Here is a 16,727-nt window from a genome sequence, read left to right on the forward strand (position 1 = left end):
CCGAGCACTATTATTTTTATTGGCATATATTTTGCATATAAAAAGTGTGAAATCATTTTCTTGAAAATATTCTAAAAGTTAAGGAGGAGGAGACGGTTTTGAAAGCGACAATTAGAGTAAGGATGAGCCTGCAAGATGCCCATTATGGGGGAAATCTTATAGATGGAGCAAGGATTTTAAGCCTTTTTGGAGATGTGGCAACAGAGCTTTTGATACGGTACGACGGAGACGAGGGGCTTTTTAGGGCTTATGACAGTGTGGAATTTTTGGCGCCAGTATATGCAGGGGATTTTATTGAAGCAACAGGGGAAATCGTGGAGATAGGCAATACTTCAAGAAAAATGGTTTTTGAAGCTAAAAAAGTTATAGCAGCGAGGCCAGATATAAATGATTCGGCTGCAGAAGTTTTAGAAGAACCTATAATTGTATGCAAGGCAAGTGGGACTTGTGTGGTGCCAAAAGAGAAGCAGAGGTATAGAAAATAGGGGGGAGATGAGAGTGGAAAAGCTTATTATTACAGCAGCTATATGTGGAGCGGAGGTAACAAAAGAACACAATCCTAATGTTCCTTATACAATAGAAGAGATTGCAAGAGAAGCTTATGCAGCTTATAATGCAGGAGCCAGCATCATACACCTTCATGTCCGATATGATGATGGGACTCCAACTCAAGACAAGGAAAGATTTAGAGAAGCTATTGAAGCTATAAAGGCAAAGTGTCCTGACGTGATAATTCAGCCTTCTACCGGCGGTGCTGTTGGGATGACCAGTGTGGAGAGGCTTCAGCCTATTTATTTAAATCCTGAAATGGCATCTCTCGATTGTGGAACTTTGAATTTTGGTGGAGACGAAATATTTGTAAATACGGAAAATATGATCATTGAATTTGCTTTAAAGATGAATGAAGTTGGTGTAAAGCCAGAACTTGAGGTGTTTGACAAAGGAATGATAGATACGGCTTTAAGGCTTCATAAAAAAGGATATATAAAAACGCCTATGCACTTTAATTTTGTAATGGGAGTAACAGGTGGTATTTCTGGCGAGATAAGAGATTTTCTATTTTTAAAAGAGAGCATTCCAGAAGACAGTACTTTTACTGCTACTGGAATAGGGCGATATGAATTTTCTGTGGCAACCATGGCTATATTAACAGGAGGCCATGTAAGGGTTGGGTTTGAAGATAATGTATACATTTCCAAAGGAGTATTGGCAAGATCTAATGGAGAGCTAGTTGAAAAAGTAGTTAGGATTGCAAGGGAGTTAGGGAGAGAGATTGCTACTCCTCAAGAAGCCAGAAAAATTTTGGGGTTAGAGGTGAAGTCATGAATAAGGTTGTAAAGCTTGAGGATTTAAAACCTTTGCTTAAAGATGGTATGACTATGATGATTGTTTAATTTGAATTTGTGAAAGGTAGGAGGTTTTACTGTATGATGGGATGTAAATATGGTACACATAGGGTAATTGAACCGAAAGGAGTTTTGCCACAAGCGGCATACAAGATTTCAAACGACATGGATACAATTTATGATAATGAAATTTTAATAGATGTAATAGCGTTGAATATAGATTCTGCAAGTTTTACACAGCTTAAAGAAGAAGCTGGAGGAGACGTAGAAAAAGTGAAGGCTAAAATTTTGGAAATAGTCAATGAAAGAGGGAAAATGCAAAACCCCGTTACAGGCTCCGGGGGAATGCTTATAGGCCGTGTTGAAAAAATAGGAGATGCACTACTTGGCAAGAGGGACTTAAAAATAGGGGATAAGATAGCGACATTAGTTTCTCTTACACTTACTCCTCTTAAAATAGATGAGATTTTATCCGTCAAACTCGATATAGACAGAGTCGAAATAAAGGGCAAAGCAATACTTTTTGAAAGCGGAATTTATGCTAAACTTCCTGATGACATGGAAGAAAAATTGGCTTTGGCTGCTTTAGATGTAGCAGGAGCGCCTGCTCAAACTGCAAAACTTGTAAAACCAGGTCAGAGTGTTTTAGTGCTTGGAGCTAATGGGAAGTCAGGAATGCTTTGCTGTTATGAGGCTAAAAAAAGAGTAGGACCGACTGGCAAGGTTATAGGAGTTGTGAGAAGAGAAGAAGCAAAGAAAAGATTGGAGGAATTAGACATTTGCCATGATATTATAATCGCTGATGCGCAAAAACCAGTGGAGGTTCTAAATAAAACTCTAAAAGCAAACGGAGGAAAAGAAGTAGATATTGCTATAAACTGTGTAAATATCCCAAACACAGAGATGTCCACTATTTTGCCTGTAAAAGATGAAGGAATTGCCTATTTCTTCTCAATGGCGACAAATTTCACAAAAGCAGCTTTAGGTGCAGAAGGCGTAGGAAAAGATATCACGATGATAATAGGAAATGGCTATACAAAGGATCATGCAGAAATCACTCTGCAAGAATTGAGAGAGAATGAAAAGCTGAGGAAAATTTTTGAAAAGATGTATGCTAAGTGAGGTTAGAGGTAAATTAAATGGGGGGTTTTTAAGAATGAGAGTTAATAGGAGATATGAGCTTTTCGGCCATGTGTCGGATGAAGAATGGAACGACTGGAAGTGGCAAATCAGAAATCGAGTAGAGACAGTGGAGGAACTTAAAAAATATTTTCCATTGACGCAGCAGGAAGAACAAGCAATTTCTGAGACCTTGCAGACTTTGAGAATGGCCATAACGCCATATTACCTTTCTTTAATAGATCCAAACGATCCAAATGACCCCATAAGAAAGAGAGCGGTTCCTACTATAAATGAACTTTACAGGGCTTCCGAAGATTTGGTAGATCCACTTAGTGAAGATGTAGATTCACCAGTGCCGGGGCTTACTCACAGATATCCTGATAGGGTACTTCTTCTTATAACAGACCAATGCTCTATGTATTGCAGACATTGCACGAGGAGAAGATTTGCAGGACAAACTGATGCGCCACTTCCAATGGATAAAATAGAGAGGGCCATCGAGTACATTGCTAAAACTCCGCAAATACGAGATGTACTTATTTCGGGGGGAGATCCACTTACTCTTTCAGATGATAGGTTAGAGAGGATTATAAAAAGGCTAAGAGAAATACCTCATGTAGAGATAATAAGAATAGGTTCCTCAACTCCTGTTGTGCTTCCACAAAGAATAACGCCCGAACTTGTTAATATGCTCAAAAAATATCATCCAATATGGTTAAATACTCATTTTAATCATCCTCACGAAATAACAGAGGATTCTAGGAGGGCCTGCGAAATGCTGGCAGATGCGGGAATTCCTCTTGGAAACCAGACGGTTCTTCTAAGGGGAGTAAATGATTGCATACATGTCATGAAAAAACTTGTTCATGAATTGGTGAAAATAAGGGTAAGGCCCTATTATATTTACCAATGTGATTTGTCATTAGGGCTTTCCCACTTTAGGACTCCTGTTTCAAAGGGAATTGAAATCATTGAAGCTTTGAGAGGTCATACATCAGGATTTTGCGTTCCTACCTTTGTGGTAGATGCACCAGGCGGAGGAGGGAAAATTCCAGTAGGCCCCAATTATGTAATATCTCAAAGCCATGACAAAGTAGTTCTTAGAAATTATGAAGGAGTTATCACCACATATATAGAGCCACAAAATTATATGCCAGGTCCTTGTGTATGCGATGAGGAAAGACCAGAAGAAATAACCGGTGTTGCGGGTCTTCTCCAGCAAGACAAAATTGCTACAATAGAGCCTCAAGAATTAGAAAGGAAAAAGAGAAGGAGATTAGATGAGTAAAATACTTGAATTGCTGAAGGACTATCGTACTATTTCTATAATAGGTATGGCGAAAAATGTAGGGAAAACCACTGTGCTAAATTATATTTTGAGTAAGGCCAGGGGTAAATATACCCTTGGTCTTACCTCAATAGGAAGAGATGGAGAAGAGTATGACCAAGTAGCTTTTTTCCCCAAACCTCGAATTTACATAGCTAAAGGTAGCTATATAGCGACAGCGAAAGAGGCTTTGCTAAACAGCGATATTACTAAAGAAATAGTTGCAACTACAGGATTTGATACTCCAATGGGAGAAATAGTAATTGCTAAAGCATTAAGCGATGGTTATGTAGATTTGGCAGGACCATCTATAAATAGTGAAATGGCAAAAGTATGTAACCTTCTTTTGAAATTGGGGTGTGATAAAGCTATTATAGATGGAGCCTTAAGTAGAAAAACTCAGGCTTCTCCTTCTGTATCTGAAGCTACAATACTGGCTACAGGAGCAGCTTTGTCCTATGATATGGAGGAGACGATTAGAAAAACAGCTTTTACTGTGAAACTTTTGTCTATAGAGGCAGAAAAGGATAAAGAAATTTTAAAATTGGCGCAAAATATTTTAGATAACTCTCGTTTGGGTTTTATATACAAAGACAAGCGTTATAAAACGATAGAACTACCTACAGCTATAGATTCTTCTAAAGAGATTGTTGAAAATTTAGAAGGGGTGACTCATGTAGTTATAAAGGGAGTGGTCTCTGATAAATTAATTGAAGATGTGATGAGAGGTACAGATAAGTATAAAGGAGTAGTGTTTCTTGCAGAAGACTCTACAAAGCTTTTTTTACAAGAAGAAACATTTTTAAAGTTTCAAAAAGGTGGTGGCATTTTAAAAGTACTAAAACCAGTAAATTTAGTTTGCGTTACTATAAATCCTGTCTCCTCTTTAAATTATCAGTATGACAAAAAGGAGTTTTTAGAGAGATTAAAAAGAGAAATCTCTATCCCTGTATTTGATGTAATGGGTGGTGATTAATATTAAATTTTTGACAGAAAAAGAAAGAGAGCAAATAGGATTTAATTATATAATGGCTAAATTGCAGGTCATAACTCCTTATGGGAAAGAAGAGATGAAAAATGTAAAACCTTTTAAAAGAGAGGAAAAAGAAAAAGTTATAAAAGAGTATGACTATATTGAATTAATAATAGGGAGTTTAGAAAAGGACAAAGAGTTGTTTTATGAAATTTTGAAAATACTTTTTAAGATAAAAGATATAAGAAATAGCGTAAAAAGGTGTAAAACTGCTAAAATTTTAGATGAAGTGGAGCTATACGAAATAAAAATATTCTGCCTTTTGAGTGAAGAACTGCGCACTTTTATAGAAAGATTAAAGATTGACATAGAAGATATAAAGTTAAAATCAGTAAAACCTATTTTAGATTTACTTGACCCTCAAAAAAAGAGGATTGCTACTTTTTACATTTATGATGAATATTCACAAAAACTTAAAGAAATAAGAGAGAAAAAAAGGGAAATTGAAAGACAAATATTTTTAGAGACAGAAAAAGAAAAAATCGAAAAGCTAAAGGAAAAAAGATTAGAGATAGTGGTTTTAGAGCAACAGGAAGAGTTAGAAGTTAAAAAGAGGATTTCTAAGGAATTGTTTAGCTACATCAATATATTAGAAGCTAATATAAAAGCTATAGGTCGTTTTGATTTTTTGATGGCAAAAGCCAAATTATCAATGGAATATGGAGGGGTAAAACCGCACATAAGTGAAGAATTAGAAATTAACTTTAAAAATATGATAAATCCTCAGGTTTCAGACATTTTAAAGGCTCAAGGCAAAAAATTTACTCCAATAAGTTTAAAGATAAAAAATGGAACTACTGTTATAACAGGTGCCAACATGGGAGGAAAAACTGTAGCGTTAAAAACTATCACTCTTAATCTTTTATTAGGCATAATGGGGTTTTTTGTATTTGCTGAGGAAACTTCCTTTCCTATAGTAGATTTTATACATTTTGTTTCTGAGGATTTACAGTCTGTATCAAGAGGATTAAGTAGTTTTGGAGCGGAAGTTATTAAATTAAAAGAAATAATAGAGGATGTAAAAAAAGAAAGTGGGTTTATTGCATTGGATGAGATAGCGAGGGGAACAAATCCAGAAGAGGGGTTGTACATTGTAAAAGCCATTTCAAAGTATTTGAATAGTTTTCCTTCTATAACCCTATTAGCCACCCATTATGACGGTGTAGTAGAGGAAAATATGATTCATTATCAAGTAGTGGGGCTGAAAAATATTGACTTTGAAATGCTAAAACAAAAAATTAACATGAATAGAAGCAATTCGATAGAAATTCTTCAAGAATATATGGATTACAATTTGGAAAGGGTAGATTCTTTCTATGAAGTTCCAAAAGATGCTTTGAACATTTGTAGAATATTGGGCTTAGAAGAAGAAGTTATAAAACTTGCAGAAAAGTACTATGAGAAGGAGGAGTGATATATGAAAAGCAAGCTCAATTTAAATTGGGATATAGTCAATAAGGCGAGAGAGTGCGCAAGAAATATTGCAGAAGATACACAAAAATTTATTGATGCCCATACTACTGTTGCAATTGAAAGAACAGTATGTAGGCTTTTAGGAATAGATAGAGTAGATGAGATGGGAGTTCCTCTTCCTAATGTTGTGGTTGACAACATAAAAAATGGAGGGGGACTTTCACTTGGAGCAGCTTTCTATATAGGTAATGCTATGCTATATACAGGACTTACTCCTCAACAGATAGCTGAAAAAGTGGGTAGAAATGAGCTTGACCTTACTAAAATGCCGATGGCAGATTTGTTTGATATAAAATTAGCTGTTCAAGAGGTTGCGATAAAAACTGTTGAAAAGATAAAAGAAAATAGAAGGAAAAGAGAAGAACTTTTGAAAAAATACGGTGACAAAGAAGGACCACTTCTCTATTTGATTGTGGCAACGGGTAATATCTATGAAGATATTGTGCAGGCACAGGCTGCTGCAAGGCAGGGAGCAGACGTAATTGCGGTAATTAGGACTACAGGACAAAGTCTTTTAGATTATGTACCTTATGGAGCAACTACTGAAGGATTTGGAGGTACTTACGCTACTCAAGAGAATTTCCGCCTTATGAGAAAAGCACTTGATGAGGTTTCTGAGGAATTAGGCAGGTATATAAGGCTTTGCAATTATTGTTCTGGTCTTTGTATGCCCGAAATTGCGGCTATGGGGGCTTTAGAGAGATTAGATGTTATGCTAAACGATGCTCTTTATGGGATTCTTTTTAGAGATATAAATATGAAGAGAACAATTATAGATCAATATTTTTCAAGAATTATAAATGGTTTTGCAGGAATTATTATAAACACTGGAGAAGACAATTATTTGACAACTTCTGATGCTTATGAAGAGGCTCACACAGTTTTAGCTTCCCAGCTTATAAATGAGCAATTCGCTCTTTTAGCAGGAATTCCAGAAGAGCAGATAGGATTGGGGCACGCTTTTGAAATGAACCCTGACCTTAAAAATGGATTTTTATTTGAACTTGCACAAGCACAAATGGCAAGAGAGATATTCCCTAAAGCTCCTTTAAAGTATATGCCACCTACAAAATACATGACAGGGAATATTTTTAAAGGACATGTGCAAGACGCTTTATTTAATATTGTGACTATAATGACAAAGCAAAAGATTCACCTTTTGGGTATGCTTACAGAAGCTATACACACGCCTTTTATGTCTGATAGGGCTTTGTCTATTGAGAGTGCAAAGTATATATTCAACAATATGGCAGATATAGCAGATGAGATATACTTTAAAGAAGGTGGAATAATCCAACAAAGGGCTAATGAAGTTCTTATTAAGGCTTATGAGCTATTGAGGGAAATTGAAAAGGAAGGACTCTTTAGAACATTAGAGCAAGGTAAGTTTGCAGGAATTAGAAGGTCAATGAATGGAGGAAGAGGTCTAGAGGGAGTTGTAGAGAAAGACCCAAACTATTTTAATCCTTTCATAGACCTTATGCTAAGAGGTGATAGACAATGAGCAGTGGGCTTTACTCTACAGAGCGGAAAGATTACGATAAAACCTTTGATTTGAGCAAAGTCAAACCCTATGGAGATACGATGAACGATGGAAAAGTTCAATTGAGCTTTACTTTACCTGTACCAGATGGAGAAAAAGCAGTGGAGGCGGCTGAGCAACTAACAAAGAAGATGGGACTGGAAAATCCAATGGTGGTATATCATACACCTTTGGACAAAGATTTTACCTTTTTCATAATATACGGAAGCCTTATTCACACTGTAGACTATACTTCTATACATGTAGAGACTATAGATATCAAAACTATGACAATGGAAGAAATCAATGAATACATCAAAGAGCACATAAAGAGGAAAATTGTGGTAGTTGGTGCCACAACAGGAACAGATGCCCACACTGTCGGACTGGATGCCATTATGAATATGAAGGGATATGCAGGTCATTATGGGCTTGAGAGGTATGAGATGATAGAAGCCCATAATCTTGGGAGCCAAGTTCCCAACGAGGAATTTGTTAAAAAGGCGATAGAACTCAAAGCAGATGCGCTTTTGATTTCTCAAACAGTTACACAAAAGGACATTCACATAAAAAATTTGAATCATCTTGTAGAGCTTCTTGAAGCAGAGGGAATAAGAGATAAGGTGTTATTAATATGTGGCGGTCCTAGAATAACTCATGAACTTGCAAAGGAATTAGGGTATGATGCAGGTTTTGGACCGGGAAAGTATGCTGATGATGTAGCAACGTTTATAGTAACTGAAATGGCCAAAAGAGGAATAAAAGGCTTAAGAGATATATAAAAGTAGGAGGCTACAAAACACTGCCTCCTTTTATTTTTGTATTTTTTATTGTTTTATACTACCCAATTTCCTTTTATTAGAATGCGTGCAGAACCGCCAACGAGTACTTTGATATCTTCACCTTTTTTCACTAATTTTGCATATATTTTTGATGGTCTTCCCATGCTTTCACCCTGATAGATTTACTACTCCTGCAGGATTGCCACTAAATTCTTTGTTTGTAAAAGCATCGACAATAAAAATTTGCATAAAAAGTTCCCCTCTAAATATTAATTTATTTCGAATAATTATAATATAGCACAGTAGTTAAAGTTTTCAAGTTTCCATTTCTATACTCATTTATATCATAATTAGAAATTATATGTTGAATTTTGTAAAAATAATTGCTAAAATTATAAAATGGGGTGTAGAAAAATGAAAAAATGGTATGTTATTTTTACTCGAAGTGGATATGAAAACAAAGTTAGAGATATTATTGAGAGTTGCTTTAAACAAGAGGAAGTGAAATTGCTTATTCCGAAAAGAAAAATTATAGAGAGAGAAAAAGGACAACCAGTGGAAAGAATTAGACTTTTGTTTCCTGGATATGTTTTTGTAAATGCCGAGATGAGCGATGATTTATATTATAAAATGTCTGAAGTTTTAAAAAGAGGTATTTTTCTGAAAGAAGGGAAAAGGCCTGCTTTTGTAAAAGAAGAAGAGATGAAAATAATTTTGTCTCTTACTAAAAATTCTGATTTAATAGATTTGTCAAAAGGTATCATGGAAGGAGAAAGAGTAAAGATAATTGAAGGACCATTGAAAGGGTATGAGGGGATTATTAAGAAAATAGACAAAAGGAAAAAGAGAGCAAAAGTTATGCTTAGTATAGCGGGGGAACTGAAAAGTGTAGATTTAGCTATCAAAGTAATGAAAAATGTATCTGAGCAGCAAAGGAGTATGGTTTACGCTTATTGAATTTGAGGAAAGTCAAAAAACAATTTTGTGAAGATTGTGTATTGAGGATTTTCAGTATTATCTATATAATTAAATTGTATGACATAAAAAAGGAGGTTAAGACAAATGAAGTTGAATGAAAACATGTTTAGGATGTATGATATTAGAGGGGTGTGGGGTGAAGATTTAACTGCTGAGACCGCAGAAATAATAGGAAAGGCTTTTGGTACATATGTGAGAAAAAAAGCAATTAAGGATGTGCTGGTAGGCAGAGATAATAGATTATCATCAAGGCCTATACGAGATGCTTTGATTAAAGGACTTACTTCTACAGGCTGTGATGTATTAGATGTAGGGGTTTTGACGACTCCAGCTTTTTACTATTCTAATGTCCTGTACAATTATCAAGCAGGGATGATGATTACTGCAAGCCACAATCCGCCACAATTTAATGGTTTCAAAGTTATGGTAGGACCTTCTACTATTTATGGCGATGAACTTAAAAAACTATACTATATAGCAGAAAAAGGCGAATTTGAAAAAGATACAGGGAATGTGAAGTATGCTTATCCTATTAATTCGTATATTAATATGATAAAAGAAAAGGTTAAATTAGGCGACAGAAAGCTTAAAGTTGTTGTCGATTGTGGGAATGGCACAGGTTCATATTTTTATCCTGATGTTATATATAACTTAGGTTGTGAAGTATATCCTCTCTATTGTGAATCTGATCCTACATTTCCAAACCATTTTCCAGATCCAGTAAAAGAAGAAAATTTAAAAGATTTAATTGAAGAAGTAAAAAGAGTGAAGGCTGATTTGGGTATAGCTTTTGATGGTGACGGTGATAGAATTGGCGTTGTGGATGATAAGGGGAATATAATTTGGGGAGATATGTTGATGATTCTTTATTGGAGAGAAATAATGAAAAAACATCCCGGCGCCGATGCCATTGTAGAAGTGAAATGTTCTCAGGCATTAGTAGAAGAAATTGAGAGATTGGGAGGCAAACCTATTTTCTTCAAAACAGGCCATTCCCTCATAAAAGCAAAAATGAAAGAATTAGGTGCTGTGTTTACAGGAGAAATGTCCGGTCATATGTTTTTTGCAGATGAGTACTATGGATTTGACGATGCGGCTTATGCTGCTGCAAGGCTACTACGAATACTCTCTAATACAGATAAATCTTTATCTGAGCTTTTAGCTGATGTTCCTAAATATCCTGCAACACCTGAAATAAGGTTAGAATGTGACGATAAGAAAAAATTTGATGTGGTAAAAGGAGTAACGGAGTACTTTAGAGAAAAAGGCTATAACATCATTGATGTTGATGGTGCAAGAGTCTTATTTGACGAAGGATGGGGACTGGTTAGAGCCTCTAACACAGGACCAGAGCTTATTGTGAGATGCGAGGCAAAGACAGAAGAGAAACTTGAAGCAATTCAAAAAGAGCTTTCAGAAGCTTTAGCTAAATTTGGCGTAGAGTTTAAATAAGCTGTAAAGCTTGTATTAGGAGGAAAAAACAGTGAAAATAAAAAAGGCGATTATTCCGGCTGCAGGCCTTGGTACAAGGTTTTTACCTGCTACCAAGGCCCAGCCTAAAGAAATGCTTCCAATTGTGGACAAGCCCACTATTCAGTACATAGTTGAAGAGGCAATACAGTCGGGGATAGAGGACATTCTTATAATAACTGGCAGAAATAAAAGAGCGATAGAAGATCATTTTGATAAGTCTATAGAATTGGAACTGGAATTAAAAAAGAAAAATCAAGAAAGCTTGTTAAGTCTTGTAGAAGATATTAGCAATATGGTGAACATCCACTATATAAGGCAAAAGGAGCCTAAAGGATTAGGACATGCTATCTCCTGTGCTAAATCTTTTGTTGGAAATGAGCCTTTTGCAGTGTTATTAGGGGATGATGTAGTGGATGCAGAGGTGCCCGTTTTAAAGCAGATGATTGACCAATATGAGAGATATAATTGCACTATTATTGGAGTTCAAGAAGTACCAAAAGAAGAGGTACATAAGTATGGCATTGTGAGTGGTACTTTTATTGAGAATAGGTTATACAAAGTGAATGGCTTAGTAGAAAAGCCTAAAAAAGAAGAAGCTCCGTCAAATATAGCTATTCTGGGAAGATATATAATAACGCCAAGAATATTTGAAATATTAGAAAACACGCCACCAGGAGCAGGTGGGGAGATACAGCTTACAGATGCGTTAAAAACTCTTTTAAATTATGAAGCAATTTACGCCTATAATTTTATTGGCAAGAGATATGATGTGGGAGATAAATTAGGTTACCTTATGGCAACTGTTGAGTATGCTCTGAAAAGAGAGGACTTAAGGGAACCTTTTAAGAGGTATTTATTAGAGATTGCGAGAAGCTTAGATCCTGTGATGGAAGAAGCTGCAGTTACAATTACACAATAAGTTGTCGTTGTCTTCATTTTTAAAATATCCTAATATGTTCAGTGGAGGTATTATCGGTTTCTGTGAATATTGATAGTGGAGAAGAGCAAAATGTCTAAAAAAGAATAATATTTTTTCTCCCGCCAAAAATATATTTAAAATAGAAAGGCGGGATTTTTTTGATTAGAAAAGAGATTTCGGCTTTTAAAGTTGCTGCAACTTATATAGGAACGGTAGTAGGAGCGGGATTTGCTTCGGGACAAGAAATATTGCAATTTTTTGTATACCATGGAATTAACGGAATTATAGGGCTTTTAATTGCTATTTTTATGTTTGTGTTTTATGGGTATGTAATTTTGCGATTAGGTAACAGGCTTAATGCCTCCTCCTATAAAAAGGTCATCATGAAGGCTGGGGGACCTTTATTTGGAAGGGTGATAGATTTAGTAGTTACATTTTTTTTGTTTGGAGCACTATCTGCAATGATAGCTGGTTGTGGAGCAATTTTTGAAGAGCAATTTGGGCTTTCTTCTGCTTTTGGTGGTGTAATAATGGCAGTATTATCGGTTGTAACAGTATTGACAGGAATTGGAGGAGTTATTTCTGCCATTTCTTTTGTCGTACCTTTGCTCTTGCTTGCCGTAATTATTGTGAGTATTTTTTCCTTTTTTTATGGACCAGACATTACGGTTATAACAACTGTGGACTTTCCTTTTAAAGCTGCGGTAAAAAATTTTGCTCTATCAGGAATACTTTATGCTTCTTATAATCTTTTGATGGCAGTTGCTATTCTTGCTCCTCTTGGACATAAAACCAACGACAGGTCAAAGCTAAGATGGGGGGCTGTATTAGGGGGAATGGGGTTAGGATTAGGAGCGTTTTTGATACTTTTTACAATTCTTATAAATATGCCTACTGCTTCTTTATATGAGATACCCATGCTTTATGTTGCTGGCAAGATTTCACCCGTTTTGAAGTTTGTATACAGTTTTATTTTGATTGCAGAAATATATACTACGGCTGTTGGAAATCTATATGGGTTTGCGGCAAGGTTTACAGAAGTTGGGTCAGTGAAATATAAGATTTTTGCTGTTGCCTCTGGGGGAATAGCCCTTGGAGCTAGTAGGTTTGGTTTTGCTAAACTTGTTCATTATTTATACCCTATTGCTGGTTATGGAGGCATTATTATGCTTATTGGCCTTACATATGGAATAATAAATCACAAATAATTTCAATTTTTGAGGTATAGCTAATTTTTATCTATAGGATGTCGAAAAATGTAGATGAGTATGTTAAAATATTTAATAGGATTAATGCTAGACGGAGGTGTAATATTGGGGAACAAATATTTGTACGATAAAAAAATTGTATGCCCGGTATGTAAAAAAGAGTTTACATATACCAAAGTAAGAACTTCACAATTGAAGGTGGAAGAAAGAGAAAGAGATTTTTATACTAAATATAAAGATGGTATTAACCCGTTTTTTTATGAGGTTATTGTATGTCCCAATTGTGGATATGCTGCTTTGGAATCTGAATTTGACAGAATAACTAATGACAAAAAGGAAAAAATCTTATCACTGGTAACGGCTAAGTGGGTTAAAAGAGAATTTTCAGGTGAAAGAACACCTCAAAAAGCGTTAGAAGCCTACTTATTGGCTTTATATTGTTCCCAGATAAAAGAAGATAAACCCTTAGTTTTTGCAAAGACTTGTCTTAGAATTGCTTGGATATATAGGATTTTAAGTGATAGAGTAAATGAGGAGAAATATTTGAAATATGCATTAGATTCTTATATAAAAGCCTATAGTGGTTCGGATATATATGAGGAAGAAATACTTCTTATATACATGATAGCAGAGCTTAATAGAATGTTAGGCAATAAAGAAGAGGCACTAAAATGGTATAATAAAGTCATAAATCATCCTGACAAATCTCGACATAATTTAATAGTTAATCTTGCAAGAGATGGATGGCAAAGTTTAAAAGAATGAGGGCATGTTTTTTAAAATGCCCTCATATTTTATTTAGAGAGCAAAAAGTTTAAGAAAGGGGATTGGGATGTCTTACGGTAAGAAGCAAAAGCAACAAACGATTTATTACTTTGATAAAACTGACTTTACCGGCTTAAATAGTCAAGAAGCGCAAAAAAGGTTATTGAAATATGGGCCGAATATATTGGAGGAAGGTCACAAGGTTAGTCCTTTGCAAATGTTTTTAAATCAGTTTCAAGATTTTATGGTGATGGTTTTATTGGCAGCAACTTTAATTTCTGCTTTGATGGGAGAATTAGCGGATGCTTTGACAATAACGATAATCGTCATTTTAAATGCTGTATTAGGATTTATCCAGGAATATAGAACAGAGCAATCTTTGGAAGCTTTAAAAAAACTTGCAGCGCCTGTTGCAAAAGTTTTAAGGGATGGAGAACAAAAAGAGATAGAGGCTTCTCAGATTGTAATAGATGATATTATCATTTTGGAGGCGGGAGATAAAGTTCCAGCAGATGCTGTTTTGATAGAAAGTCATAATTTAGAAGTGGATGAATCGATTTTGACTGGTGAGTCAGTTCCTGTTCACAAGGAAGCTGTAAACAATATAAAAAGAGTGGCAGTATCTAATAGTAGTATAATTTATATGGGTACGATTGTTACGAAAGGAAGAGGGAAAGCTATTGTAACTGCAACAGGTATGCAAACAGAGATGGGAAAAATTGCAGGGATGATTAAAGATATTGAAGGGAATGAAACACCATTACAAAAAAGACTCAATAAACTTGGGAAAGTATTAGTAGCAGGAGCTCTTGCTATATGCGGTATTGTAATAGTATTAGGAATAATAAGAGGCGAGTCTTTGTATTATATGTTTTTATCAGGTGTAAGCCTTGCAGTTGCAGCTATTCCTGAGGGACTTCCTGCTGTTGTTACAGTTTCTTTGGCTGTAGGGGTACAAAGGATGCTTAAAAGAAATGCATTAATAAGAAAATTACCTGCTGTTGAAACATTAGGATGCACTAATGTAATATGTACGGACAAGACAGGTACTTTGACAGAGAATAAAATGACTGTGACAAAAGTGTTTTGTGATGAAGAAGTTTTTGAAGTAAAAGGTGACAAAAGTAAAGAATTTACTAAAATAGCAAATAAAGGGAAAAGTGCTTTTAGAAAGATGTTGGAGATAGGGGCATTGTGTAATAATGCAAAGATTAAGAGGGAAAAGATAAAAATTGGCAAAGAAATTTTAGAAGAAGAAAAATATATAGGAGACCCTACTGAAGCTGCTATACTTTCTTTTTCAATGAAATCAGGACTTTCTCTTGAATTGTTAGAAAATATTAAAAAAATGGAGGAAATTCCTTTTGATTCAGAAAGAAAAAGGATGTCTGTTATTGTGGAGATAAGCGGTGAAAAATATGCTTATATAAAAGGTGCACCAGATGTAATATTGGACCTTTGTACCTATAAATATACAGAAGGAAAAGAAGTGCCACTTACTGTCTTTGATAAAAAAAGAATATTAGATATCAATGAAAGTTTTGGAAGGGAAGCTTTAAGAGTATTGGCCTTTGCTTACAAAAAGCTTCCTCCTAAATTTCCAATGGTTGCGGAGTTTATAGAAAAAGATTTGGTTTTTGTAGGATTGGAAGGGATGATAGACCCTCCTCGAAGGGAAGTATATGAAGCAATTTTAAAATGCAAGATGGCAGGAATAAAGCCGGTTATGATAACAGGTGACCAGAAGATTACTGCAACTGCTATAGCAAAAGAATTAAAAATATTAGGGGAAAATGATAAAGTAATCACAGGACAGGATTTAGATAACATGGGCGATAAGGACCTTGAGAAAGTTTGTACAAATATTAGTGTTTATGCAAGAGTAACCCCAAGACATAAGCTTAGAATAGTCAGAGCCCTTAAAAACAAAGGCTTTACAGTAGCTATGACAGGGGATGGTGTAAATGATGCGCCAGCTTTGAAAGAGGCAGATATAGGTATTGCTATGGGAAAAGGAGGGACAGAAGTCGCGAAAGAGGCTTCTTCTATGATTTTATTAGATGATAATTTTGCCACTATTGTGGCAGCTGTTGAAGAGGGAAGAATAATTTATGACAATATACGAAAGTTTATACGATTTTTGCTTTCTTGTAATCTTGGAGAAGTTTTGACTATGTTTTTTGCAGCTTTAACAGCCTTAAAATTGCCTCTTATTCCCATTCAAATATTAATGGTCAATCTTATTACTGATGGGTTGCCGGCTTTAGCTCTGGGGATGGATCCTCCTGAAAAAGATATAATGATAATGAAACCAAGAGAGGCTAAAGAAAGTGTGTTTTCAAAAGGGTTGGGTATAAGAATCATTATAGTGGGATTTTTAATGGCAGTGAGTACTCTTGGAGCATATGTATTTGCTTTAAGTTATGGGACATTGGAAAAAGCTAGAACTATAGCTTTTGCTACATTAGTGATGGTAGAGTTGATACACGCCTTTGAATGTAGGTCAGAAAGAAATTTAATTTTTGAGATAGGGATTTTTACTAATCCTTACTTGGTGTTAGCAGTTTTAACATCATTTTTGCTTTTCTTAGCTACAATATATGTTCCAACTTTAAGTGTTGTGTTTAAGGCAACAGTGCTTACTGGCTATGATTGGCTGGTGGTGGTGTTTTTCTCATCAATAGAATTTGTATTTAATAATCTTTATACTGCTTATATAGTACCATTAACTAAGGCGAAGTGAAGTCACTTCGCCTTAGACTAATCTCTTTTTTTCATA

14 protein-coding genes are annotated in these 16,727 nt (G+C 35.3%); all 14 read left to right on the plus strand.

Translation table 11 applies throughout. The annotated features are described in order from the left end of the window. Window positions 1-98: 98 nt before the first annotated feature. The 14 genes from THYS13_RS00290 to THYS13_RS00355 all read left to right on the plus strand — a co-directional run bounded on the left by THYS13_RS00290 (window position 99) and on the right by THYS13_RS00355 (window position 16,691). The gene (locus THYS13_RS00290; protein WP_042832625.1) at window positions 99-485 is read left to right on the plus strand and encodes a hotdog domain-containing protein; all 387 of its coding nucleotides are present in this window, start codon (window positions 99-101) and stop codon (window positions 483-485) included. A gap of 13 nt (window positions 486-498) precedes the next feature. Beyond that, on the plus strand, window positions 499-1,326 hold the full coding sequence (locus THYS13_RS00295) for a 3-keto-5-aminohexanoate cleavage protein (RefSeq protein WP_042832626.1): 828 nt from the start codon (window positions 499-501) through the stop codon (window positions 1,324-1,326). 101 nt (window positions 1,327-1,427) lie between these two features. Beyond that, window positions 1,428-2,468 (plus strand): L-erythro-3,5-diaminohexanoate dehydrogenase, encoded by a 1,041-nt coding sequence (locus THYS13_RS00300; protein ID WP_042832627.1) that lies wholly within the window; start codon window positions 1,428-1,430, stop codon window positions 2,466-2,468. A 34-nt stretch (window positions 2,469-2,502) separates the two neighbouring features. Continuing rightward, window positions 2,503-3,756, plus strand: coding sequence for a lysine 2,3-aminomutase (gene ablA, locus THYS13_RS00305; protein WP_042832628.1), 1,254 nt, complete (start codon window positions 2,503-2,505; stop codon window positions 3,754-3,756). Next, complete coding sequence (locus THYS13_RS00310; RefSeq protein ID WP_042832629.1) at window positions 3,749-4,771, plus strand: hypothetical protein; 1,023 nt, start codon at window positions 3,749-3,751, stop codon at window positions 4,769-4,771. The genes ablA and THYS13_RS00310 overlap by 8 nt, the downstream gene beginning before the upstream one ends. Next, window positions 4,761-6,242 carry a methionine ABC transporter substrate-binding protein gene (locus THYS13_RS00315; protein WP_052210435.1) on the plus strand — a complete coding sequence of 494 codons (1,482 nt, stop codon included), beginning with the start codon at window positions 4,761-4,763 and terminating at the stop codon, window positions 6,240-6,242. Before THYS13_RS00310 ends, THYS13_RS00315 begins: the two co-directional genes overlap by 11 nt. A 3-nt stretch (window positions 6,243-6,245) precedes the next feature. After that, on the plus strand, window positions 6,246-7,805 hold the full coding sequence (locus tag THYS13_RS00320; RefSeq protein ID WP_042832630.1) for a lysine 5,6-aminomutase subunit alpha: 1,560 nt from the start codon (window positions 6,246-6,248) through the stop codon (window positions 7,803-7,805). Then, complete coding sequence (locus tag THYS13_RS00325; protein ID WP_042832631.1) at window positions 7,802-8,605, plus strand: B12-binding domain-containing protein; 804 nt, start codon at window positions 7,802-7,804, stop codon at window positions 8,603-8,605. The genes THYS13_RS00320 and THYS13_RS00325 overlap by 4 nt, the downstream gene beginning before the upstream one ends. 414 nt (window positions 8,606-9,019) lie before the next feature. Continuing rightward, window positions 9,020-9,562, plus strand: coding sequence for an antiterminator LoaP (gene loaP, locus THYS13_RS00330; protein WP_042832633.1), 543 nt, complete (start codon window positions 9,020-9,022; stop codon window positions 9,560-9,562). 105 nt (window positions 9,563-9,667) lie between these two features. Further along, window positions 9,668-11,035: a phosphoglucosamine mutase gene (glmM, locus tag THYS13_RS00335; RefSeq protein ID WP_042832634.1), complete on the plus strand. Its 1,368-nt coding sequence runs from the start codon at window positions 9,668-9,670 to the stop codon at window positions 11,033-11,035. Window positions 11,036-11,066: 31 nt separating this feature from the next. Then, entirely contained in the window at window positions 11,067-11,975 is a 909-nt protein-coding gene (gene galU / locus THYS13_RS00340; RefSeq protein WP_042832635.1) for a UTP--glucose-1-phosphate uridylyltransferase GalU, read from the plus strand. A 158-nt stretch (window positions 11,976-12,133) separates the two neighbouring features. Beyond that, a complete protein-coding gene (locus THYS13_RS00345; protein ID WP_042832636.1) occupies window positions 12,134-13,183 on the plus strand; it encodes a membrane protein in 1,050 nt (349 codons plus the stop codon). 54 nt (window positions 13,184-13,237) lie between these two features. After that, window positions 13,238-13,948, plus strand: a complete 711-nt coding sequence (locus THYS13_RS00350; protein WP_052210436.1) for a DUF2225 domain-containing protein — start codon at window positions 13,238-13,240, stop codon at window positions 13,946-13,948. A gap of 67 nt (window positions 13,949-14,015) precedes the next feature. Further along, window positions 14,016-16,691 (plus strand): calcium-translocating P-type ATPase, SERCA-type, encoded by a 2,676-nt coding sequence (locus THYS13_RS00355; protein ID WP_042832637.1) that lies wholly within the window; start codon window positions 14,016-14,018, stop codon window positions 16,689-16,691. Window positions 16,692-16,727 lie beyond the last annotated feature (36 nt).

Origin of the sequence: Thermoanaerobacter sp. YS13, from assembly GCF_000806225.2 — a bacterium.
In the GTDB taxonomy this organism is placed as follows: Bacteria; Bacillota; Thermoanaerobacteria; order Thermoanaerobacterales; family Thermoanaerobacteraceae; genus Thermoanaerobacter; species Thermoanaerobacter uzonensis.

What these genes read in the sequence shown, in the direction of transcription:
- THYS13_RS00300 (WP_042832627.1), top strand. Translation starts at nt 1,428, where the DNA reads ATGATGGGATGTAAATATGGTACACATAGGGTAATTGAACCGAAAGGA.
- ablA (WP_042832628.1), top strand. Translation starts at nt 2,503, where the DNA reads ATGAGAGTTAATAGGAGATATGAGCTTTTCGGCCATGTGTCGGATGAA.
- THYS13_RS00310 (WP_042832629.1), top strand. Translation starts at nt 3,749, where the DNA reads ATGAGTAAAATACTTGAATTGCTGAAGGACTATCGTACTATTTCTATA.
- THYS13_RS00320 (WP_042832630.1), top strand. Translation starts at nt 6,246, where the DNA reads ATGAAAAGCAAGCTCAATTTAAATTGGGATATAGTCAATAAGGCGAGA.
- THYS13_RS00325 (WP_042832631.1), top strand. Translation starts at nt 7,802, where the DNA reads ATGAGCAGTGGGCTTTACTCTACAGAGCGGAAAGATTACGATAAAACC.
- loaP (WP_042832633.1), top strand. Translation starts at nt 9,020, where the DNA reads ATGAAAAAATGGTATGTTATTTTTACTCGAAGTGGATATGAAAACAAA.
- glmM (WP_042832634.1), top strand. Translation starts at nt 9,668, where the DNA reads ATGAAGTTGAATGAAAACATGTTTAGGATGTATGATATTAGAGGGGTG.
- THYS13_RS00350 (WP_052210436.1), top strand. Translation starts at nt 13,238, where the DNA reads ATGAGTATGTTAAAATATTTAATAGGATTAATGCTAGACGGAGGTGTA.
- THYS13_RS00355 (WP_042832637.1), top strand. Translation starts at nt 14,016, where the DNA reads ATGTCTTACGGTAAGAAGCAAAAGCAACAAACGATTTATTACTTTGAT.